This window comes from Micromonospora sp. NPDC049101, from assembly GCF_040648675.1.
Taxonomy (GTDB): domain Bacteria; phylum Actinomycetota; class Actinomycetes; order Mycobacteriales; family Micromonosporaceae; genus Micromonospora.
This window is the reverse complement of sequence record NZ_JBEZED010000013.1, coordinates 1-21,179: the sequence shown is the minus strand read 5'-3', so window position 1 is coordinate 21,179 and position 21,179 is coordinate 1. Positions and strand designations below refer to the sequence as shown.

The following is a 21,179-nucleotide window of genomic DNA, read 5'->3' as shown; positions in this document are numbered from 1 at the left end:
AGCTGCTCTACGGGGACAGAACGTCCGGGAGCAGGTCGTCGTCGCGTCCGGTCTGGGGTAGCCCAGCGACGGCAGCGATGGTCTTGACGGCCTCGTTCAGTCCGGTGGTCTCGGGTAGGACGAGTTCGTCGGGCCAGTCCAGGACGTCATGGGCGGCGTACCAGCCGCTCATGCCCGCTGTCCTGCTGGGCGATCGACTTGGCGCAAGCCTGCGCGACTGCGCTGCTCATCAGGCGGAGGGATCTCGGGTCGGGCAGGTAGCAGTAGGTGCAGTCGAGGTTGCAGAAGATCGTCGGCTGCACGACCAGGGTGTGGAAGCTGCCGGCGACCGCCGGCTGGCCGGTAGCGTTGATGAGGCCGATGCCGTTCACGAGGAGGCCTCTTCGAAGCTGGCGGCCGTGGTGGTACTGGCGCGCTAGGCGTGGGTGCGGCGGGCGGGCCAGCCGAGGAACCGGTCGAACATGTCGGCGGCGCTGCCCGTGACGCTCGGGTTGAGCCGATGCAGGTCGTCGATCGCATCGTGCAGGCAGCCGGCCAGGTAGAGGAACAGGCTCACCGGCTCTTCCCGGTACTCGGCGAGGAGCGCGAGCTTCGCCGCGCCGCAGGGCCATGGCTGCCCGCACCGGCGGCACAGCCACAGCGGGCGCATCGGCAGATGTTCCACCTCGGCTGGCGCGAGCCGGTTCGCCGCGAGACGGCGCTGCTGCCCGGTCACCGGCGACCGCCCTCGCGGGCCTGCTGCTCGAACAGCCGACGCCACACGAAGGTGAGCAGCGGAGGATCAGCGCGCCGCACCTGCCCCTGCGAGGACGTCCACCTGGGCTCGGGGCGCCGGGACTGGCTGGCCATCGCATTACGCGAGACGTACACCGTCATGCGTCCACCCCCACCAAGAACGATGAGCGGCGGGCTCGCCGGGGGAATGGCGAGCCCGCCGCCGCATCACGGCGGCTGGGAGCAGGCCGCCGATCACCCACCCACGCAGCCCTCATGGCGGTACGCAGGCGGGGAGAACACCGAGACAGTTCGTTCCAGGACGGGCCGAGCCAGCGGCCCAAGCCGTGGAGTGGCGCGCCGTCCATCGATCCCTCCATCTGCAGCTCCCTGTTAGTCATCCGGACACCGGCATCGACACACGCCGGTGACCTAGGGTGAACTGAACGTAGGGGCGGTCCGTACGGAGGACCGGGAAAATCCGTACCGGGTCCGGCGGGCTCCAACGGGCAGGGTGATGGTGTGCGAGGGATGACGGACGACATGACCATCGGCCAGCGCGTCGCCTTCTACCGGCGTCGACGAGGCCTCTCCCAGGAGGTGCTGGCCGGTCTGGTCGGCAAGACCCAGGAGTGGTTACGCAAGGTCGAAACGAACCGCGCCGACCTCGACCGGCTGTCGGTCATACGCGCGATCGCCAAAGCCCTCGACGTGTCCCTCGGCGACCTGATCGGTGCGCCGAGCCTGTTCGAGTGGTCGGACGACTCAGGGCGCGAGACCATCCCGGCCTTGCGGGCCGCGCTTCACGACTATCGTCACCTCGCGCCGACGCTGGCCAGCACGGGGGACGTCGAGGCCCCCGCCCTGCGCGAGATCGAGAACGACGTCGCCGAGATCTGGACCGCCTACCAGCATTCGCGATACGGCACCCTCGCCCGCCGGCTGCCCTACCTCATCCACGACTGCCTCACCGCCACCGAGGCGTACGACGGTGACGATGGCCAGCGAGCGCACGCGATGACCGCCTACGCCCACCAGCTCGCCGCGTTGTTCCTCACCAAGCTCGGCGAAGGTGACCTCGCGTGGACCGCCGCCAGCCGTGGACTGGCCGCCGCCAACGCCAGCCACGATCACGTCGTCATCGGTTCGCTCAGCCGCTCCGCCGCGCACTCGCTGGCGTCCATCGGCGAATATGCGCAGGCTCGTGGCCTCGCCGCCACGGCGGCGCAGTTCCTGGAACCACGGCTCGCCAACCCCACTCCGCAGCTGCTGTCGGTCTACGGCAGCCTGCACCTCGTCTGCGCGCTGGCCGCCGCCCGAGACGACGACCGCGCTTCCGCCGACACCCACATCGCCGAGGCCGATGCCGCCGCACAGCGGCTCGGCGCCGATGGCAACCACGTCTGGACCGCCTTCGGGCCGACCAACGTGTCGATCCACAAGACGACCGTGGCGATGGAACTCGGCGACGTGCAGCGCGCCATCGCCATCGGCGCCACACTCGACACCAGCACCGTGCCCGTCGAGCGGCAGGTTCGGCACGCCATCGAAACCGCCCGGGCCCTTGCCCGGTGGAACCGCATCGACGACGCGCTCACGGCACTCCTGGAGGCCGAGGTCATCGGCCCTGACCAGGTGCGCTACCACCAGCTCTCCCGCGACCTCGTCCGCGACATCCTCACCCGCCCCCGGCCACCCCGACTGGCCGTCGAACTCAGCGACCGGATGGGCGTCCGGTCGGGAGGACCGCGCTGGTAGCTGGGCTCAAATCAGCCGGCTCGTATAGCCAGCCGCGACCAGTCGCCCGAACGCCCTCCGCACCTCGTCCGGAATCTCCTGCGGGATCGCGAACCCGCGCTCCGCGTACACCTCGATCCGCTGCGTGTCGCCTACCAGCATGTCCACCACCCGCCGCGGGTCGCCGATGCTGCTCACGTAGTCGTCCAGTTCGAGCGGGTTCGACGCGCACACCACATCGACCTCCGGCCACATCAGCTTGCAGGTGGCGTAGGCCCGACGCTGTTGGTAGGGCCGCGACATGATCAGCACCGACTTCACCGGGATCCGGTGTTCGGTCAGGAGCTGACGCGAGTACTCCAGGTTCTGGGCGGTGTTCGTGGCACGCGGCTCCACGAGAATCGCTTCCGCGGGTACGCCCTGCTCGATGGCGTATCCGCGGTAGTGCACTGCTTCTCCACGCGGGAACCGCTCAACGGTCGTCGGGGCGTTCGCGCCGGTGAACACGATCCTTGGGAACAGTCCCTCGTGAAACAAGCGCGTCGCGATGACGGCCACGCCGAGATCGTGACTGCCCAACCCGATCCCCACGTCGCACGGGCGCAACTCGTGGCGCATGTCGTGGTAGCGCCACAGCGTCTCCACATCGGCCCGGATCGCGTCAGGGATCGCCTCGGCAGGTGCCGCTGCATGCCGGTTCATCAGCACCTACCAAGTCCGGTCCGCGCTGGTTCCCTCATGCCGCCAGCGTAGGGCTAGCAGGGCAGCACGACGCCGCTGACTCCAGCACCACGCCACTGACCTCGTCAGACCAGAGGGCTGGCGGCGGCCAAGGCATCGTTACGGGGTGCGGTCAGGATCCGACCTCGACGAGGCAACGCCTACCACTCTCGCCCGGCACCTGCCACACCTGCTCGTCCGGCCAGTGGCGAGCCAACAACTGCCGCCTGGTCGTGGCGACAGCGTTCCGCAGCGGCCCACGAAGCAGGTCGGCCTGCAGTCGTTCCTCCCGCTCGACGTCCTGCGCGATCAGCAGAACCGCCCCGACCGGCACCAGCCGATCCGCACGCCGGTAGCCGCCCAACAGTCCACCCAGCCCTGACGCCGGCCGCTCGTACTCGGCGACAACGTCTCCGGTCGGGCCACGATCGACGTGTACCAGGAACCGCAGGCACCGCCCGTCCTGCAGCCATACGCCGTAGCCATCGGCCCGCAGCTGCGCCAGGTCGTGCTGGCGCAACCACGTCGAGGTCTCCATCGTCGCCAACCACTGGAACAACTCGCACCGCCCCGGGTTGCGCCGCGACACCTCGACCAACGGCAGAAACAGCAGAGCATCCGCCACACCGGAGGACCGCTGACCCAACCGCAACGGAACCGGCCGCCCCGACGCCGTCAGGGCGCGCCGGAGCACCTCGGTCCCCTCGGCCGTGACCCCGTACCACCAGGTATGGGTCCGGTCCTCCGCCGAGCGCTCGCGGCGCACCAGTCCCGACTCGTGCAGCCACACCAGGTCTCGGTGAGCGGTCAGCCGCGACACCGCGCAGACAAGCGCCACGTCCAGCGTCGACGCGGACCCATGCTGTGCCAGGTACGACAGGATCCGCCGCCGCCGTGGAGACAACCGCCGCGCGGCAACCTGGTCACCCATCCCCCGATGATCCCAGCGAGCCCCGGCGGTCCGACATCCTGTTTCCCACAGCGGTAACAGAGAGTGGCCGATGCTCCGACCGGAAGATCGGAAACCGGGACCGCCCTGAGCGGAGGCAACGGCTGCCATGGGCCATTGGGCGAGGCGTCGGCGGGCTGTGCGAGCACCCACATACCCAAACCGTGGTTCTGGGGCCAATTCTGGAGATCACTGTTCAATGAATCAGCCGAAGAGCGGAGGACAAAAGAAGCGAAGCGGTCAAATCGGGCCACCAAAAGTTGGTATCTACAGAGTTCACCGCAGTGCGGTACCGATCGCCAGAAACACCTGACACGCGCCTTCCCGGCTCAACGATGAAGCGCCACACGCTGAGACAGTGGTTACTGAAAGTGACGAATCGAGGCGAGCCCTCCACGCCGGCATTCGGCTGGGCAGCTGCCCCTCGCCCCGGCGGGCTAGCGCCAGACCCTCTAGATGCAAGACAGCCCGTGTAGCTGAATGTGTCGAGGTAGCTGCATTAAGCAATGTGGGTGGTTCCGTTGGAACAGCTTCCGTTGTTGGAACCGAGCACCGACAAAGGTCCGAGACCGAAGCGGCGCGAGAGCTGGAAGCCGATCGTGGACACCATCCACCGAGCGGCACATCGCCAGTCAGCAGTCGCGTCGAACCTCCTCGATCCACTCGTCGAAGACGCCATGTGCCGGCTCAACAGACAGACCCGCGACCACCCGAGCGCACGATCGATCGCGTTAATTCGCGTGGCCGACATCTCGGCTCGGGGGCCGATGCGGCCGGGCGGATCGACTGGACCGTCGCGTCGACTCCACGATCAGCCGCGCCCATCAACACGCGTACGGTGCCCGTCGTAACGGCGACCGGCAGAAAGAACCACCCGGCGGGCTCCTTGCCGAGCCTGCCGATCACGCGCTCGGCCGTCCGCGGGGCGGGTGGACCACCAAGACTCATCTTGTATGTAAACGGGGCCGCAAGGTCCTGGCCACCGTCGTTACGGCCGGGCACTGCGGTGACAGCCCGCAGACCATTAGCATCATGCCTGCAGAGGCCCTCGCGGCGGATCACCAAACCACTACTGCGTTACACGCGGGTTCCGATCGAAACTGCTCCGGAGGCGCCGCTCAGCTCATGGCTGCATCAGTGAAGGAAAGACCAGATCGCGCAAGGATTGCATGGTCGACGCGCCTCGTTCGTACTGCTCGATGTGCACATCGATCGAACCCATCGTGGCTGCGATTTCCCGCTGCACTACAGCTGGTGGCAGCGGAATGACCAGTTCTCGCAATGTGGCCGCGCTGATGTGCGGGATGGCGGTGGAGTAGCGCGATTTGGACGTGATCCACCTGTGCACTTCGGGACTGTTCAGGTAATGCACGAGGTACTCGGGAACAACTTCGCCACCGGGTCGCAGGCGCATGCAGCTGGGTCCCAAAAGCCATCCGCCTTCGGCCTCCCGCACGAGTCCGTGTCGGCCGAGCGTTCCTGATCGCGCGCAGACGATGTCACCTGGCCGGAGCATGTATTTTGCGAGTTTCGCGGAGGTCTCGGGCTTGACCGTGTCAAGCTCCTCGTGGCTAACGTGGCCGCGTTTGATGTTGCGGGGCAGCACGAGCGGTGTCCAACCCTGCACAGCCAGGCCGCGCTCGCGATCCACTGTGCCTGGCCCTGCGTGAACGTCGCAGATTTCGCCGAGAGACACTTCGCGCCGACTCCTGGTGGTCGAGCCGTGTAGTGCCTCGAGACGGGTATCGAAATCGCGGCGAGTCCGCTTTGCCCGCTCGTCCAACCCGTCGAGCTCCCGTTGCAACGACTCAAGCCTCGCTGACGGCGTGTCTGCCTGCAAGCTACTGGAATGGATCTCTTCGCGCACGTACCGCCGTGGTTGGAGATCGTAATCGTTCTGCCGGATCTCCTCGATGCCCACTGGTCGAGCGAGAGCGGCTGAATGGTCGAAGTTTCCCGAACGGCCGAAATCGTGCCAGTCGCGATACTCCTTAACGATCTTCGCCACCTCGTCGTCACAGAGAACCCGTTGAGCACGCTCGTTCGTCGCGCCCATGCTCGTGGCGTCGACGAAGAGGATCTCCGAAGGTGCGGGCGCGCCAGGCTTCGGTCGCCTAATAAGCCAGAGGGACACCGGGATTCCGGTGGCTGCGAAAAGCCCTGGGGGGAATGCGATGATCCCCTCGACCACTCCTGCTTCAATCATCTTGCGCCGGATTTCCGCGTTCACTCCACCGGTGAACAGTGTTCCATTCGGCATGAGAACCCCGGCGCGTCCGCCCGGCCTCAACTGGTGCACTGCGAGCTGAAGCCATGCGAAGTTCGCGGCGCGCTTGGTCGGCGCGCCAAACCGCCACGCGTCCTGTTCAATGTCGTCAGGAAGCGTGACATTGAAGGGTGGATTGGACAGAACGACATCGAACTGTTCAGCGGCGAATGCCCCGCGCATGATTTCGGGGCCGCCCATCCGCAGCTTCGCCTCACGGCCGTGCATTGACAGGTGGAGCAGCGTCATCCGGAGCGAGCGTCCGTTCATCGCCTGGCCGGATAGCGCCTCCACACCACGCTGTGCCGCTGCCACGAGCAGTTCGCCAGACCCGCACGACGGGTCGTAGACGGTGTTCGTGCTTCCTGGATCGAGGACCTCAAGCATGCACCTCACCACCGAGGGCGGTGTGAAGTGACCGCCGTGCCGGCCGAGATCGCGATTGACCTTTTCCAGCAAGGCGTCGAACATCGAGGCTGACCCCACGCTGTCGGAGTCGATCTGGTCGAAGAGCCGGATCGCTTCCATCAACTGCTGCTCGCCGGAGAGATTCGAGGCGACGGCGGGGAACAGCGGCACCTCGTGCTCCCACGAGGGCACATCCCGCAGCATCCAGTTAACGGCTCCCCAAGAGCGCTGTTCCGTTACCGCCCGCCAAAGCTCTGGATCGGTTGTCCGGAGGTAAAGCATGGCCATGATGAGGTCGACGGCAGACACGAGCTCGAGGTCGCCGCGTAGCAGATCCATGATCCGCCATAGTTTGTTCGTCCAGTCGGAACGGACCTCTGCCGGGACGTGCGACGGCTCCGCCTGAAGGCGCGGTGCGGGTGCACCACCATTGCGGATGAACCTGTCGCCGTATGTCGTGCCCGGCGCCTCGTCAGCCTGCAGGCCGTTGCGGGCGATCTTGCGCTGACTGAGCCAACGTGCGACCTCGTCGGAAGCGAACAGCTCCTGCCCGGACACCACGGTGGGTCGGGGGAAGTCGGTGTGACGCTTGTGCCAGTTACTGGCCGCACTGACGCCGACCTCCGCCAGCTTCGCGATGTCGGTGAGTGTCAGCTTCCGGCCGCCTTCGGTCATGAACGGATCCTCACCGGTCAACGGACCGCAGCGCGTGCGGGACTTGGTCGACCAACCGCACGGACGCGGCCAGGTCGGACGACATGTGGCCGAACAGCCGATAAATTTTTGCGTGATCAGCCTTCAAGTCACGCCGATGGATCGGCTCGTGGTGCATCACGCGGTTGCGCAGCCGCAGCACTTCCTTGAGCTCGGCATGCAAGGCGTCGCGGCGCCCGCGGTAGTGCGGGAACGCTCGGTACAGAGCGGGCACCCACAACGTGCGGTCGTAGGTCTGACTGACTAGTGACACCCAGAAGCCGAAGGTCAGCTTCGCCACCAGGTCGTCCGCGTTCTGCGGCGAACGACGCCCAAACAGTTTTTCCCGCGCCTGCTTTACCAGTTGCTGCCCATGCTCGTTAATCGGCGCCACCGACCACCAGTCCACACATCCGAACCGCGCACTCAGCTCGCGGTGCAGCGCGTTGCGCAGGGTGATCTCAACGAAGTGCAGCAGTGGATAGAACGCTGCGGATACGCCGATGCTCCACGTGTACAGGCGCCACCCTGTGGCAATGTCGCCGCCGCACTCCTCAAGGTATGGGGCGAACCTCGCATCGGAGAGCGCCTCGCTGATCCAATCGTCGTTATCGCCGGTGGAAGTCATCTTGAGCCCCCTCGGATCGCGACACCACGGCAGCATGATGCTGTGGTACAGTGCCTGGGTACGCCCCAGGTTCGCCTCTGCTTCGGCATGCCGCCTGGGGCATCGTCTTTGGCGCGCCCGATCCGGGACCGCCGAGTCTTCTTCCGACCACGTTCACCGGAACGGTATCCCGACGATCAGTCTGGGGTCAAGTACTCCGGCGTACTAGAATTTGTGAACTCGTCCTGTACCTGGTGGTACACAGCTTGGCGAGTCTCAAGCTACGAATGTCCCCGTAGACGTTTTGCAGGTCGCTGTCGCGACTTGGTCCAACTCTGGGTGCCGCGCGCACAGCTACTATGCCGTTCGCTGACGTCCTTGCCGCTGAACGGGACAACCCACCACCGTCCGCGCGTTAACCGGCCTCATGCTCGTCGGCGGAAAGCGCATCAACGGCAACTTGGTTCGTACGGGCCGGCGGATCAGGCCGGCCTGCAACTCCCGCTCACGCTCGCTGCGGTCGGCAAGGAACAGCACGGCCGCCGCCACCGACGGATCGGCGTTGCCGGCATCCACCCATAACGGGAGTCCGGCCCGTGTGCTCGCTTGTCGTTCCATGACCAGCCACAGACCAACGCAGATCTCGGGCAAGACGAGGCATCGGGCTGCCGGCAGTCGATCACGTCCGCAGTCCCGGGTCGGCTTCCACCATCCCGAGGGGCCCCGGGCAGTCCAACCGCTCCCGAGCACCCCATGAGCACCCAGCCACCGCCAGAGAAGCAGAGAAGGCCCCTGACCGGCGTGAAACGCCAGGCCAGGGGCCTTTCCGAGGGTGCGCCGCCAGGGACTCGAACCCCGAACCCGCGGATTAAGAGTCCGCTGCTCTGCCAGTTGAGCTAGCGGCGCTCGTTCGGCAACGGAGAAAACATTAGCACCCCCGGAAGTCGGGCTCCAATCCGGTTACCGGGCTCCCCCCTTCGGTCGAGCTTTGCGGGCAAAAACCACCAAACCGGCCAGCTCGCTCAACTCGGGGGCGTGGGTTGCGGCGGTGATGCGGCACGATGTCCGCCAGGTACGCGAGAACAGAGGTGGGGATGACACGGTTCACGCGAGCCGGGGCGGTGGTGGGCGCTCTGACTCTGGCGGCGTCGCTGGCACTGACCGGGTGCGGCGACAAGCAGAAGGAGCCGACATTCGTCGGCGGGACGCCGGCGGCAGACGCGGGCGCCGCACCGGGCTCGTCCGCGCCCTCGACAGCGGCCACGCCGAGCGCGCCGAGCGGGCCGACGCTCGCGCTGAGCCCAGCCGACGGCGCGAACAACCGGCCGGTGAGCACGGAGATCAGCGCCAAACTCCCGGACGGCGGCAAGGTTTCCGCGGTCACCCTGACCGCGGCCGGCGGGGGCGCGGTGGAGGGCAAGCTGCGCAGCGACGGTTCCGCCTGGGTGCCGTCCGCCCCGCTGAAGTTCGGCACCCGATACACCGCAACGGTGACGGCGAGCGCGGCCGACGGCACGAGCAGCCAGGGCACCAGCAACTTCACCACGATGGCCAAGCCGAAGTCGACGATCGGGTCCGGCCTGTACCTCTTCGACGACAAGAGCTACGGCGTCGCCATGCCGGTGGTCACCGAGTTCCACCCGGGCATCCCGAAGAAGGACCGGGCGGCGGTGCAGAAGCGGATGTTCGTCCGTACCGACCCGCCGCAGCCGGGGGCCTGGCACTGGGTCGACAACGGTACGCAGGCGTACTACCGGGCACCCGAGTACTGGAAGCCCGGCACGACCATCTCGGTGCGGATCGCGCTGGCCGGGGTGCCACTGAGCAACGGCAAGTACGGCGACATGGACCGCAAGGCCACCGCCAAGATCGGTCGGTCGTTGGTGATGAAGGTCGACAACGCCAACAAGAAGATGACGGTGTACGAGGACGGGGCGCTGGTGCGCACCATTCCGGTGAGCCTGGGCAAGAAGAGCACACCGTCGTCCAGCGGCACGATGGTCGTGATGGAGAAGAAGGAAGCCACGGTCTTCGACACCCGCGACGACCCGGACCCGGCCAACCGCTACGTCACCGACATCCAGTACGCCCAGCGGATCACCTGGGGTGGCGAGTACATCCACGCCGCACCCTGGTCGGAGCACGTGCAGGGGCGCCAGAACGTCTCGCACGGCTGCGTGAACGTGTCGACGGCCAACGCCCGGTGGCTGTTCGAGAAGACGCGGATCGGTGACCCGATCACGGTTAAGGGCACCGAGCGCAAGATCAGCGCCGGCAACGGCTGGACGGCGTGGAGTGTGAGCTGGTCGGAGTTCATCAAGGGCAGCGCGCTGCCCGTGCCCAGTGGCGGTGCCGGCCCGGCGCTCTGAGCCCTGTCGGCCCTCTCGCGCCGGCCCTGCCGATGGCCGGGCCGGCGCGTATCCTTGCACTCCGGCGAGGCGACGATGCCGCGGCGACCCCAGCGCCCCCGCACGGAGACGAGCCACACTCACGAAACGCCGGATAGTAGCAAGAATCCGGCAGGAAAATCGGCGTGTTTCGGTTCACCCTCGGCAACCGGGGCCGGCTCTGGCGCGTCAGTAGGAGACGATGGGGCAGCGACCACGACTGTGAGGGAATCATGCGAGCTAGCCAGGATCAGCTGATCAGGCGCCGTGGGCGACGTCGCGTGTTCGCGGCGGGTTTCCTCGCCGTGGCGCTGGCCTTCACCGCCGCCTGCACCGACGGCGACGGCGGCAAGCCGTCCTCGTGGCACGGCGGCAGCGAGAGCCCGGCACCGAAGGCCGCGGCCACGATCAGCGAGCCGGCGGCCGACGCCAAGGACGTGCCGGCCTCGACCGGCATCACCTTCACCGCGAAGGACGCCGTGAAGACCGCCGTCGAGCTCAAGGACGCGGCCGGCAAGGCGGTCGAGGGCGCGCTCGCCGCGGATGGCAAGACGTGGCTGCCGACCGGCACGCTGGAGTACGGCACGAGCTACACGGCGACCGTGACCGCCACCGGCGACGATGATCGTCCGGCCACCGCGACCAGCACCTTCACCACCATGGCCAAGCCGGACAACCAGGTCCGGGTGAGCAGCTTCCTCGGCGACAACCAGGTGGTCGGGGTCGGCATGCCGCTGATCGTGAAGTTCAGCCGGGACATCCCGGAGGACTACCGCGACGACGTGCAGCGCCGGATGACGGTGACCTCGACGCCGGCCCAGGAGGGCATCTGGCACTGGGTCAGCCCCACCGAGATCCGCTACCGGCCGAAGGTGTTCTGGAAGACCGGGAGCAAGGTCTCCTACCGGGTGCGGGCCGGCGGCCTGCCGATGGGTGAGGGTTGGTACGGCAGTGCCGACCTCTCCGTGGACATCAAGATCGGCCCTTCGGTGATCATGACGGTGGACAACAAGACCAAGCGGATGACGGTGACCCGCAACGGCGCGGTGATCAAGACCATCCCGGTCAGCCTGGGCAAGAAGAGCACCCCGTCGTCCAGCGGCACCATGGTCGTGATCGAGAAGCTGCGCAAGACGGTCTTCGACACGTTCGAGGAGCTGGGCCCGGAGGAGGGCTACCGCACCAAGATTGACTTCGCGCAGCGTCTCACCTGGGGCGGCGAGTTCATCCACGCGGCACCCTGGTCCGAGGGCCAGCAGGGCAGCGTGAACGTCTCGCACGGTTGCGTGAACGTGTCGATGGCCAACGGCAACTGGCTGTTCAACAACACGCAGGTCGGCGATCCGATCACGGTCAAGGGCACCGAAACCAAGCTGAAGAACGGCAACGGCTGGACCGACTGGAACATGAGCTGGGACGAGTACGTCAAGGGCAGCGCCCTCCCGTACGAGCCGCCCGCCGATCCGGACACCGCCCCGACCCCGGACGGCGCCGGCACCCCGTCCCCCACGCCGACCGCCTGAGCCCCACGAGGAAGCCCTCTCCGATGGAGGGGGCTTCCTCGTTGAGCCCCTTAAAACGACTCAGGCCCCCTCCGAAGAGGGGGCCTGAGCAGCACAACCAACTGGGTGACTGATGGGAATTGAACCCACGACAACCGGGACCACAACCCGGTGCTCTGCCAACTGAGCTACAGCCACCATGCCGCCGTCGCCCGGTCGATCGCCCCGGGCGGGGTGCGGACCAATAATAGCCACACCGCCGCGCACCACGTCTAGCGGGTTCCCTGCGCGCCCCGAAGACGGCCGCCCACCCTCAGAGGTCGGCGGCGATCGCCTTGGCGGTCTCCACGTCCGGGCCGGGCAGCGGGACGAAGACGGTGCGCCGGTAGTACTCCAACTCCCGGATGCTCTCCCGGATGTCGGCGAGGGCGCGGTGCGCGAGGCCCTTCTGCGGCTGGCCGAAGTACACCCGGGGGTACCAGCGACGGCAGAGTTCCTTGATCGACGAGACGTCGATCATGCGGTAGTGCAGGTGCGCGTCGAGGCGCGGCATGTCCCGGGCGATGAAGCCCCGGTCGGTGGCGATCGAGTTGCCGCACAGTGGCGCCGTCCGCGGGTCCTTGACGAAGGTGCGGACGTACTCCAGGACCAGGTCCTCCGCCTCGGCGAGGGTGACCGGCGAACGACGGACCTCGTCGGTGAGGCCGGACTTGGCGTGCATCGTCCGCACGACCTCCGGCATCCCCTCCAGCGCCGTCTCGTCGGCGTGGATCACCACGTCGACCCCGTCACCCAGCACGTTGAGGTCTGGATCGGTGACCAGTGCCGCAACCTCGATCAGTTTGTCCCTGCCGAGGTCCAACCCGGTCATCTCACAGTCGATCCAGACGAGGAGATCAGCCACCGGGACAGCCTACGCGCAGCCCATGGGACGTGGCTGCGCGCTCTCGGCGGGCCAGCCCGCTAGGGTTTCGGGGTGCCAGCAGAACCCGTCGCACCGCCCGCCGTCACCGACGACGATCCCGGCGGCCGTACGGTCCGTCGCCTGGTCGCGGTGGTGGCCGTCATCGCCGTGCTGCCGGCGCTCTACCTGCGGGGTCTGAACCACAAGTTCCTCGACCTCAAGATCTACATGTCGGCGGTGGACTGGTGGCGCGCGGGCCACCCGCTCTACGACTACGTCCAGCCCGACCGGGTGCAGGGCGAGTTGTACTTCACCTACCCGCCGTTCAGCGCGCTGCTGCTGTGGCCGTTCGGCCTGTTGCGGCTCGGTGCCACCGTGACGATCTTCACGGTGCTCACCGTGCTGGCCGTGGTGCTGACCACCCGCTGGCTGGTGCTGCCGGTCATCGCCCGCCACGACCTGCCGCGGACGTTCACCCTGACCCTCGCCGTCCTGCTGGTGCTGGCCGTGGAGAGCACCCGCGAGACGATCACCTTCGGGCAGATCAACATGCTGCTGGTGGTGCTGATCCTGGCCGACCTCCTGTTCGCCGTACCGCAGGCGCGGCGCTGGGCCGGGATCGGCGTGGGGCTGGCGACGGCGCTCAAGCTCTTCCCCGGCATCTTCATCGTGTACCTGCTGGCCACCAGGCGGTGGCGGGCCGCCGCGGTGGCGAGCGCGACCGCGGCGGCGGCGACCCTACTCGCGGCGGCGATCGCCCCGAGCGACTCGTGGCGGTTCTGGACGCACGAGCTGTGGACCACCGACCGGGTCGGGCGCACCGACATCGTCGGCAACCAGTCGCTGTTCGGCCTGCTCAGCCGGTTCACCGCACCGGAGAAGCCGGACCGGCTGCTCTGGCTGCTGGTGGTCGCCGCGGTGGCCGGCTACGGGCTGTGGCGGGCCGCCCGCGCGGCGCGGGCCGGTGACCTGCTGACGGGCCTGACGTTGACCGGGCTGGTCGGTTCCCTGGCCAGCCCGATCACCTGGACCCACCACATCTACTGGTTCGTGCCGGCGGTGGTGCTGCTCGCCGACGCGGCGTTGAGCGCCGACCGCCCGGACGAGGTACGCCGGCGTCGGTGGCTGGCCGGGCTGGCGCTGGGCATCACCCCCGTGATCGTCTACGGCGTGGTGACCTTCCAGGACTGGGGCTCGGCAGCGGTCCGCACCAGGGACCCGGTGGACTTCGTGGTGCAGAACACGTACGTGCTGATCAGCCTGCTGCTGCTGGCGACGCTGCCGGTGCGGTCGGGCCGTCGCCGGCCCGTCGAGCATCCGCACCCTGCGGAAAAATCGCGCCAAATGGACGGATCTCCCCAATAGCCGCCACTAGCGCTAATCTGGTCTCATACCTCAAGCGTCGCTCGGGTAGCACCGATCCCCCGGTGAGGGTGGCCCTCCGCGTCGGCAGCGCGGAGGGCCACCCGCCGTTTCGTCGACCGCCACCGGCCGGGCCGCCCCACCGGTCGGCGGCCAGGCGAGACTCAGCGTCGCCGCCGGTGGTCGAGGTGCTTGGACCGGCTCCTCCCGGTCGTCGAGGGTGGCCGACCGGGCCGCGCCGGTCGGCGACCGACGCCGCTCCCCCGCACCCGAGCCGACCATGGTGAGCTGCCGTACGGCCGGAAACGGCGAGGTTGCCCGGGCGTCCTCGGGCCCCAGGCCACTCAGCGAGGTGACCCCGAGCCGACCGGCGAGCATCGGCACCTGATCCGGCTCGACCACGAAGATCACCTCGCGCGGCCGTAGCGGTCGCAGCAGGAGCAGCAGAGCGCACACCACCAGCAGGACGCCGGCGGCCAGCAGACTCCCGGTGGCCGGGCCGGTCCACCCCGCCCGCAACTCGGCCCGCAGCTCCAGGGACAGGTCGGCGCGGCCGTCGGGGCGCATCAGCACCAGGCTCATGGGCTCACCAGCGAGGTCGTCCGCACTCCACTGGAGCGAACCGATGCCCTCGCGTACCCAGGACGGCCGACCCGGCGAGTCGACCGGCACCACGGCGGGCGGATCGAGCGGGCCGCCCGCAACGGCACCGGCCGGGTCCAGCCGGACCGGCAGCGGGCCCTGGGCCAGCGCCACCCGGCGGACCACGCCGTGCGGCACCGACTCCAGCCAGGTCCGCACCTCGGCGGCGGGCGCGAGCCCCACGAAGGCCGGGCCATCCGAGGTGCGGGCGTCCAGACGCAGTCGGGTCTGCCCGGTACGCGCGAACGGCACCTCCTGGCGCAGCAGGTGGTCGAGGTCGGTGACCACCACCGCGTGACCGGGCGTGCGGACCGTCTCGAAGCGGGCGGCGAAGGCCCCATCGGGTTCGACGTGTCGGGTCACCAACCACAACGCGCCACCGGCGATCAGCGCCGGAATCCCCACGACCAACAGCAGCACACCGACGATCGCCCGCACGACACGCATTCGCGACGTCTCCCTCCGTAGCCAGATACTCGGCCGACCTTACCGACGTAGGCGCCGTGATCAGGGGATATCCACGGCACGGCCAGGTCCGACTGCGGAAGGCGCGCTGGCCCGCCGGATGCTCTCCGGCGGGCCAGCGGGCGGGACGGGTCAGGACTTGACGACCGGCTCCCGACGGGTCCGGGAGAACGCCAGACCGCCCAGCACCAGACCAGCCAGACCGGCGACGAGACCGGCCACACCGAGGCCGACCGCGAGCCCGTTGCCCTCGTCGTCATCGTCGTCGTCGGGCGACGCCACGACTGCGGCGCTCGGCGTGGCCGCACTCGCCGGAGCACCGGCGGCGGTCAGGGCGAGCACCGGTGCCGGGTGCTCCGGCTCCTCGCCGCCCGCCGCCGGCGGGTCGATCCAGCGCGAGATCTCGCCGTCCGAGTACGTCTGCAGGACCTTGAAGACCATCGAGTCGACCTTCGGCAGCGGCCCCATCGAGACTCCGAACTCCTGGAACTGGCCGGGCTTCACGGCCGCGTCGCCGGTGGCCGTCCAAGTGATCTTGGAAATCGCCTCGGTGAGCTGGCTGCCGTGCACCTCGATCGGCGGGTCCACCTTGCGCTTCTCGGTCGCCACCGTCCAGCCGGGCACCGGCATGGTCGACACCGAGCCGACCGGGGCGTTCTCCGGAAGCGTCACCTCCAGCTTGGTGGTCGAGGCGCTGTCGCTCTCGTTGGGCACCCGGAACGCCACCCGGGCGTACCCGCCCTGGGCCGCTTCCTTCGGGTTGACCGTGACGTGCGCGGACGCCGGCCCGGCGAAGCCGAGCACAGCGGTGGCGGCGGCGGTGAACGCCAGGGCGGCAGCGGCGCCTGCGGTACGCCGGAATCGGATCATGGGTTTTGCGAACCTCTCTAACGAATGGGCACGGTGGCGGTCACCGTGTCCTGGTCGATGTCTGTCGTTCGAGCGGTGATCTTGATTTGCCAGTCGCCGGCGGCCGGCAGGCTGATGTCGCCGTAGGCGTGGCTGTCCGTCAACGGCAGCAACGGGACGTCGATCGGTTCGATCCCGGCCGAGGGCAGCGCGGCGGTCGCCTTCCACTCCACCACCGGCAGCGGCTGGTCGTCCTTGCCGTAGGCGTACAGGTGCACCGAGTTGTTGCCCCGCTCGGCCGGGCTCACCTCGACCTGCATGGAGAAGAGCGGGCTGGACAGCCTGGTGCTGAAGAGGCCGGCCTCGGTGCTGGACGGCCCGGCCACCGCGGTGCGGGCGGGCGTGGTCTGCACGAGCGTGGCGGACAGGCCCAGCACCACCACGGTGACGGCCAACTCCACCCAGACCGCCCGGCGAACCGGCGCCGGGCGCTGCGCGGCGATGCGCCGACGCACCAACTGCCGGGAGTACGCGGCCACGGCGATCACCAGCGCGAACAGCGCGATCTTGGCCAGCAGCAACCGCCCGTACGTGGTGTCGAACAGTGCCTTCGGCGTGGCCACCTCGATCAGCGCCTGGACGGTGCCGGCCAGCAGCAGCGCCGAGACGGCGAGCGCGGCCCAGCGCGACCAGATGGGCAGGATCGCGCCCAACTCCCGTTCGTCGGCCTGGCGCAGCAGGAACCCGGCGAGCATCAGCAGACCACCCAGCCAGACCGCCATGCTGCCCAGGTGGACCGCGTCGACCACCACGGAGACCGCCGGTGCCGGCGAGGCCGCCGGGTGCCCGGCCAGCGGCCAGGTCAGCAGGGCGACGCCACCGAGCACGGCCAGGATGATCGCGTCGGCCCGACCGGCCGGCCGGGCCAACAGCGGCCGGAGCAGGAAGGCGGAGGCCGCCAACAGGCCGAGTCGGACCAGGTGGGCGGCACCGAAGGCGCTGCCGAACACGCTGCCGAACCCCTCGCCGGTCACCTCGAAGAGACCGCCGCCGGCCGTGTAGGGCACCTGCAACCACAGGTCGGCGAGGGTGGCGACGGCCACCAGGCCGAGGCCGATCCAGGCCAGCCGGGCCGGGCCCCGGCGCGGGAGCCGTCGCGGCCACAGCGCGGCGAGCACCAGCGCGGGCCCGACCAGCAGCACCAGGCCGGCGTAGCCGAGGAAGCGAGCCACCTTCACCGCCGTGCCCACCACCGGGTTGGCGCGGCTGTCCGTGCCGGAGTCGACGGGTGGCGTCGAGGGCGCGCCGACCGAGTAGGTGAACGCCCCGGACACCGGGTGGCTGTCGGCGGAGATCACCCGGAAGCTGACCAGGTAGGTGCCGCGCCCACCGGCCGGGTCCACCGGGATGCTCACGGCCCCGCCGTCGAAGGACGGCTCACCCCGGTCGGCGCGGGAGCCGTCCGGCGCGATGACCCTGATCTTGCCGGGAACCTTGCGGACCGACTCACTGAACCGGAGGGTCACCTCGGACGGCGCGCTCGACACCACGGCGGCGGCGGCCGGACTGCTGCTCTCCAGCACCGCGTGGGCGCTGGCCGGGGTGGCTGGCGCGATCAACAGGGCGACGACGGTGACCAGAAGGCCGGCGGCGGCAGCCAGCCGGGCGATCCAGCGGCGGGGGGCGACAATCATGCCAGCCATGGTCGCCGACAGGTGTGGAGATCGGCGACCCGAGTCGGGCGAAGGGCTCAACTCTGCTCAGCCGCCCGTGCCGCGCGGGAGGGATCGCGTGTCATGCGAAGGTAGTCGGCTCCGGTGGCGAAAAAGTTCCCGGCGTGGCGCAGACCATCAAGGGCCGAAGGACCCTGACGCTGCGTCGGCTGCCGCGTAATCTGGTTTGTCGTGATCCCCGTCCCGCGAGACACCGGTGCCGCCGGTCCGGCAGAGCCGGCCGGTGACGTCGCCCGGGACCCGGCAACCGAGTGGGCGCTGAGCGCGCGCGACGGTGATCCGCGGGCCCAGGCGGCGTTCGTCCGGCTGACCCAGATCGAGGTCTGGCGGTTCGCCGCCGCCCTGGTCGACCCGGACAGCGCCGACGACCTGACCCAGGAGACGTACCTGCGGGCGTTTCGGGCCCTGCCCGCGTTCGAGGGTCGCTCCAGCGCCCGCACCTGGCTGCTCGGCATCGCCCGGCGGGCCTGCGCCGACCACCTGCGCACGGTGATCCGCCGCCGCCGGCTCGACGAGCGGCTGGCCGCGAACGCGTACACCGACCACCCGCACCCGGACCCGGCCGGCCAGTTCGGCGCCGCGGACCTGGTCCGCCGGCTCAGCGCCGAGCGGCGCGCCGCGTTCGTGCTCACCCAACTGCTCGGCCTGTCGTACGCCGAGGCGGCCGCCGTGGAAGGGGTGCCGGTGGGCACCATCCGTTCCCGGGTCGCTCGGGCCCGCGACGAGCTGGTCGAGGCGGTCGGCGACGCCCTGGCCGGCTGAGCGGGGAACTTCCGGTGGAGACGGGACGACAAATGAGCGTGACTGCACCTCCCCACAGGGTCGGCCGTTGGCCTGTCGTCCGACCCTGGCTCGGCACGGCGGCACGGCTCGGCCTCGCCGCCGTCTGGCTCGTCGCCGGCGCGTCGAAGGTCGGCGATCTCGCCGCCTCCGGGCGAGCCGTCAACGCGTACCAGGTGCTGCCGTACGACGTGGCGACGGTGCTCGGCGCGGCCCTGCCCTTCGTCGAGTTGGCGCTGGGCGTGCTGTTGCTGCTCGGGCTGGCCACCCGGCTCGTCGCCGGGGTGTCGGCCGCGCTGCTGGTGGTCTTCGTCGCGGGGATCGCCTCGGCCTGGGCACGCGGGCTGGCCATCGACTGCGGCTGCTTCGGCAGCGGCGGGCAGCTGGCCGAGGGGCAGGCACCCAGTTACCTCCCGGAGATCCTCCGGGACCTGGGATTCTTGGTAATGGCCGGATTTCTGCTGGTCTGGCCACGTACGCCGGTATCGGTGGACGGGTGGTTGTCCGGCGAACCCGCTGTGGAGGACGAGGATGAGTAGTCGCAAGGGGCAGCGGGACGCCGCCCGGGTGGTCCGCGAGCAGCTCGCCCGCGAGCGGCGGCGTCGCCGCACGATCTGGGTCTCCGCCGCGGCGGTCGTCGTCCTGGTCATCGCCGGTGTCGTCGGCTGGGTCGTCTGGTCCAACCAGCGCTCCGACACGTTCACCACCCCGCCCGGCGCCAACGCGGCCGGCACCGGCATCGTCACCGGCGGCGGGCCGGTCACCGTCGACGTCTACGAGGACTTCATCTGCCCGGCCTGCCACCAGTTCGAGCAGACCAGCGGGGCGACCCTGGAGCAGTTGGTGGCCGACAACAAGGCGAAGGTGGTCTACCACCCGGTCGCGTACCTCAACCGCTTCTCCACCACCGACTACTCCACCCGCTCGTCGGCCGCCTCCGGCTGCGCCGCCGCCGGCGGCAAGTTCCGGGAGTACGCCAAGGCGCTGTTCGCGAAGCAGCCACCGGAGGGCAGCGCCGGGCTCAGCAACGACGAGCTGATCGACATCGGCGCCGGCGTGGGGCTCGACCGGGGTTCGTTCGGCGGCTGCGTCAAGGACGGCACGTACCGCACGTGGACCGATCACGTCACCGACGCGGCCAGCCGGAGCAAGGTCACCGGCACGCCGACCATCATGGTCAACGGCCAGCCCCTGGAGAACCCCACCCCGGACGCCCTCAACGCGGCCGTGGCGGCGGCCGGCAAGTGATCCGTACCCTGCTGGCTCGGGCCGGCCTGGTCGCCACCGCGGCCTTCGCGGCGACAGTGCTCACCGCGGCGCCCGCCGCCGCCCACGGCGCGGACGCCCCGGACGGCACCGACTACCGCACCCGGGCCACCGGGGTCACACCGCAGCGGCCAGGGCTGGAGGTACGCGTCGTCGAGGCGGGCGCCCGACTGGAGCTGACCAACGACACCGGCCGCGCCATCGAGGTCATCGGCTACTCCGGCGAGCCGTACCTGCGGGTCGGCCCGGACGGGGTCTTCGAGAACAGCCGCTCCCCGGCCACGTACCTGAACCGCACCATCGCCGGGGACACCGCGCTCCCGGCCGAGGCCGACCCGGCGGCCCCGCCGACCTGGCGGCGGATCGCCGACGGGAGCACCGCGCGCTGGCACGACCAGCGCGCGCTGTGGCAGGAGTCGGCACCACCCGCGCAGGTACGCGCCGCACCGGACCGGGAGCACCGGGTCCGGGACTGGACGATCCCCCTGCGGGACGGCGCCGACCCGGTGACGATCGGCGGGACACTGGACTGGGTGCCGCCGCCGGACGCGTACACCTGGTGGGCGGTGACCATCGTGGGGCTGCTCGCGGTGGGCGCGCTCGGCCTGGTCGCCGCGGCCGCCCCGGCCGGCGCCCGCGCGTTGTCCGCGCTGGGTGCCCTGCTGGTCGTCGGCGGCGCGCTGGCCGTCGGATACCCGGTGGGGCGGGAGTTGGACGCGGGTGCCCACGGAGTGGGCGGGGTGCTGGTCGGGCTGCTGTCCGGGCAGATCTGGTCGCTGCTCACCGGCCTGGGTGCGATCGCCGCCGGCTGGTACGCACTGGCACGTCGCCCGGCCGCCGACTTCGTGGTGACGCTGGCCGGGGCCTGCGTGGCACTGTTCGCCGGGGTGGGCAACGCGGCCGTGTTCGCCCGTTCCATCGCCCCGGTCCCCTGGCCACCCGAGCTGGCCCGGGTGATGGTCGCGCTGGTGCTGATCACCGGCACCGGAGCAACAGCAGCAGGAGTCCTCCGCCTACACGCCGCCCCCAAAACCCCAGCCCCAACCGGCCCCCACCCCACCGGCCCCCGTTGATCATGAGGTTATTGCCCCCGACACGCCGGTGGTTTCTAGGCTTCAGTGCAACTGATCTTGGTTGTGGTGGAGGTGCTGGTGGCGAGGCCGGGTGTGGTGACGTTCGGGCATCGGCAGGTGTT

General features: G+C 69.4%; 17 protein-coding genes, 2 tRNA genes and 4 pseudogenes. 9 read left to right on the top strand and 14 right to left on the bottom strand.

The annotated features are described in order from the left end of the window. Positions 1–7: 7 nt before the first annotated feature. From AB0B57_RS19240 to amcA, 4 genes and pseudogenes are all read right to left on the bottom strand, one after another. Positions 8–172 (bottom strand): annotated as a pseudogene (locus tag AB0B57_RS19240) (kinase); the annotation flags it as partial. After that, positions 171–371, bottom strand: a pseudogene (locus AB0B57_RS19235) (radical SAM protein); the annotation flags it as partial. The pseudogenes AB0B57_RS19235 and AB0B57_RS19240, both read right to left, overlap by 2 nt. A gap of 44 nt (positions 372–415) precedes the next feature. Next, a complete protein-coding gene (locus AB0B57_RS19230) occupies positions 416–715 on the bottom strand; it encodes a hypothetical protein (RefSeq protein ID WP_357071115.1) in 300 nt (99 codons plus the stop codon). Next, on the bottom strand, positions 712–876 hold the full coding sequence (gene amcA / locus AB0B57_RS19225; RefSeq protein ID WP_327031735.1) for a multiple cyclophane-containing RiPP AmcA: 165 nt from the start codon (positions 874–876) through the stop codon (positions 712–714). The genes AB0B57_RS19230 and amcA overlap by 4 nt, the downstream gene beginning before the upstream one ends. 369 nt (positions 877–1,245) lie before the next feature. Between amcA and AB0B57_RS19220 the strand changes: the two genes are divergently transcribed. Beyond that, positions 1,246–2,472 carry a helix-turn-helix transcriptional regulator gene (locus AB0B57_RS19220; protein ID WP_357071112.1) on the top strand — a complete coding sequence of 409 codons (1,227 nt, stop codon included), beginning with the start codon at positions 1,246–1,248 and terminating at the stop codon, positions 2,470–2,472. A gap of 6 nt (positions 2,473–2,478) precedes the next feature. Here AB0B57_RS19220 and AB0B57_RS19215 read toward each other — a convergent pair whose 3' ends face one another. Both AB0B57_RS19215 and AB0B57_RS19210 read right to left on the bottom strand, forming a co-directional pair. After that, on the bottom strand, positions 2,479–3,159 hold the full coding sequence (locus tag AB0B57_RS19215) for a YdcF family protein (RefSeq protein ID WP_357071109.1): 681 nt from the start codon (positions 3,157–3,159) through the stop codon (positions 2,479–2,481). A 145-nt stretch (positions 3,160–3,304) separates the two neighbouring features. Beyond that, entirely contained in the window at positions 3,305–4,102 is a 798-nt protein-coding gene (locus AB0B57_RS19210; RefSeq protein WP_357071106.1) for a DeoR family transcriptional regulator, read from the bottom strand. Positions 4,103–4,883: 781 nt separating this feature from the next. Here AB0B57_RS19210 and AB0B57_RS19205 point away from each other — a divergent pair. After that, positions 4,884–5,122, top strand: a pseudogene (locus AB0B57_RS19205) (IS5/IS1182 family transposase); the annotation flags it as partial. Between the two features lie 121 nt (positions 5,123–5,243). On the opposite strand, the gene AB0B57_RS19200 reads toward AB0B57_RS19205, so the two are convergent. The 3 genes from AB0B57_RS19200 to AB0B57_RS19190 all read right to left on the bottom strand — a co-directional run bounded on the left by AB0B57_RS19200 (position 5,244) and on the right by AB0B57_RS19190 (position 9,000). Continuing rightward, on the bottom strand, positions 5,244–7,469 hold the full coding sequence (locus AB0B57_RS19200) for an N-6 DNA methylase (protein ID WP_357071103.1): 2,226 nt from the start codon (positions 7,467–7,469) through the stop codon (positions 5,244–5,246). 10 nt (positions 7,470–7,479) lie between these two features. Further along, positions 7,480–8,115, bottom strand: a complete 636-nt coding sequence (locus tag AB0B57_RS19195) for a hypothetical protein (RefSeq protein ID WP_357071100.1) — start codon at positions 8,113–8,115, stop codon at positions 7,480–7,482. A gap of 812 nt (positions 8,116–8,927) precedes the next feature. Next, positions 8,928–9,000, bottom strand: a tRNA-Lys gene (locus AB0B57_RS19190). A 188-nt stretch (positions 9,001–9,188) separates the two neighbouring features. Between AB0B57_RS19190 and AB0B57_RS19185 the strand changes: the two genes are divergently transcribed. After that, on the top strand, positions 9,189–10,463 hold the full coding sequence (locus tag AB0B57_RS19185) for an Ig-like domain-containing protein (RefSeq protein ID WP_357071097.1): 1,275 nt from the start codon (positions 9,189–9,191) through the stop codon (positions 10,461–10,463). A gap of 251 nt (positions 10,464–10,714) precedes the next feature. Beyond that, entirely contained in the window at positions 10,715–12,004 is a 1,290-nt protein-coding gene (locus tag AB0B57_RS19180) for an Ig-like domain-containing protein (protein WP_357071094.1), read from the top strand. Positions 12,005–12,108: 104 nt separating this feature from the next. Here the strand turns inward: AB0B57_RS19180 and AB0B57_RS19175 are convergent. Together AB0B57_RS19175 and orn are read right to left on the bottom strand one after the other, a co-directional pair. Then, positions 12,109–12,181 (bottom strand) — tRNA-His (locus AB0B57_RS19175). Positions 12,182–12,296: 115 nt separating this feature from the next. Next, positions 12,297–12,887 carry an oligoribonuclease gene (orn, locus tag AB0B57_RS19170; RefSeq protein ID WP_357071091.1) on the bottom strand — a complete coding sequence of 197 codons (591 nt, stop codon included), beginning with the start codon at positions 12,885–12,887 and terminating at the stop codon, positions 12,297–12,299. Between the two features lie 72 nt (positions 12,888–12,959). On the opposite strand from orn, the gene AB0B57_RS19165 reads away from it, so the two are divergent. Further along, complete coding sequence (locus AB0B57_RS19165; protein WP_357071088.1) at positions 12,960–14,252, top strand: glycosyltransferase family 87 protein; 1,293 nt, start codon at positions 12,960–12,962, stop codon at positions 14,250–14,252. A 330-nt stretch (positions 14,253–14,582) separates the two neighbouring features. Here the strand turns inward: AB0B57_RS19165 and AB0B57_RS19160 are convergent. From AB0B57_RS19160 to AB0B57_RS19150, 3 genes and pseudogenes are all read right to left on the bottom strand, one after another. Beyond that, positions 14,583–14,798: pseudogene (locus AB0B57_RS19160) on the bottom strand (hypothetical protein); the annotation flags it as partial. A gap of 690 nt (positions 14,799–15,488) precedes the next feature. After that, entirely contained in the window at positions 15,489–16,226 is a 738-nt protein-coding gene (locus AB0B57_RS19155) for a YcnI family protein (protein ID WP_357071085.1), read from the bottom strand. Positions 16,227–16,243: 17 nt separating this feature from the next. Continuing rightward, positions 16,244–17,908: a copper resistance protein CopC gene (locus AB0B57_RS19150; protein ID WP_357071082.1), complete on the bottom strand. Its 1,665-nt coding sequence runs from the start codon at positions 17,906–17,908 to the stop codon at positions 16,244–16,246. Positions 17,909–18,109: 201 nt separating this feature from the next. Here AB0B57_RS19150 and AB0B57_RS19145 point away from each other — a divergent pair, with 201 nt between their 5' ends. Genes AB0B57_RS19145 through AB0B57_RS19130 form a run of 4 tightly spaced genes read left to right on the top strand, consistent with a single transcriptional unit; the run spans position 18,110 to position 21,057 of the window. Continuing rightward, entirely contained in the window at positions 18,110–18,700 is a 591-nt protein-coding gene (locus AB0B57_RS19145; RefSeq protein WP_357071079.1) for a sigma-70 family RNA polymerase sigma factor, read from the top strand. Between the two features lie 32 nt (positions 18,701–18,732). Continuing rightward, positions 18,733–19,257, top strand: a complete 525-nt coding sequence (locus AB0B57_RS19140; RefSeq protein ID WP_357071076.1) for a MauE/DoxX family redox-associated membrane protein — start codon at positions 18,733–18,735, stop codon at positions 19,255–19,257. Then, positions 19,250–19,966, top strand: coding sequence for a thioredoxin domain-containing protein (locus AB0B57_RS19135; protein ID WP_357071073.1), 717 nt, complete (start codon positions 19,250–19,252; stop codon positions 19,964–19,966). Before AB0B57_RS19140 ends, AB0B57_RS19135 begins: the two co-directional genes overlap by 8 nt. Further along, entirely contained in the window at positions 19,963–21,057 is a 1,095-nt protein-coding gene (locus tag AB0B57_RS19130) for a hypothetical protein (RefSeq protein WP_357071070.1), read from the top strand. Before AB0B57_RS19135 ends, AB0B57_RS19130 begins: the two co-directional genes overlap by 4 nt. Positions 21,058–21,179: the final 122 nt, after the last annotated feature.

Bases quoted from the DNA above. Each gene is read 5' to 3' on its own strand.
- amcA (WP_327031735.1), bottom strand. From the start codon at position 876: ATGACGGTGTACGTCTCGCGTAATGCGATGGCCAGCCAGTCCCGGCGC.
- AB0B57_RS19220 (WP_357071112.1), top strand. From the start codon at position 1,246: ATGACGGACGACATGACCATCGGCCAGCGCGTCGCCTTCTACCGGCGT.
- AB0B57_RS19210 (WP_357071106.1), bottom strand. From the start codon at position 4,102: ATGGGTGACCAGGTTGCCGCGCGGCGGTTGTCTCCACGGCGGCGGCGG.
- AB0B57_RS19200 (WP_357071103.1), bottom strand. From the start codon at position 7,469: ATGACCGAAGGCGGCCGGAAGCTGACACTCACCGACATCGCGAAGCTG.
- AB0B57_RS19195 (WP_357071100.1), bottom strand. From the start codon at position 8,115: ATGACTTCCACCGGCGATAACGACGATTGGATCAGCGAGGCGCTCTCC.
- AB0B57_RS19185 (WP_357071097.1), top strand. From the start codon at position 9,189: ATGACACGGTTCACGCGAGCCGGGGCGGTGGTGGGCGCTCTGACTCTG.
- AB0B57_RS19180 (WP_357071094.1), top strand. From the start codon at position 10,715: ATGCGAGCTAGCCAGGATCAGCTGATCAGGCGCCGTGGGCGACGTCGC.
- AB0B57_RS19155 (WP_357071085.1), bottom strand. From the start codon at position 16,226: ATGATCCGATTCCGGCGTACCGCAGGCGCCGCTGCCGCCCTGGCGTTC.
- AB0B57_RS19150 (WP_357071082.1), bottom strand. From the start codon at position 17,908: ATGGCTGGCATGATTGTCGCCCCCCGCCGCTGGATCGCCCGGCTGGCT.
- AB0B57_RS19140 (WP_357071076.1), top strand. From the start codon at position 18,733: ATGAGCGTGACTGCACCTCCCCACAGGGTCGGCCGTTGGCCTGTCGTC.
- AB0B57_RS19135 (WP_357071073.1), top strand. From the start codon at position 19,250: ATGAGTAGTCGCAAGGGGCAGCGGGACGCCGCCCGGGTGGTCCGCGAG.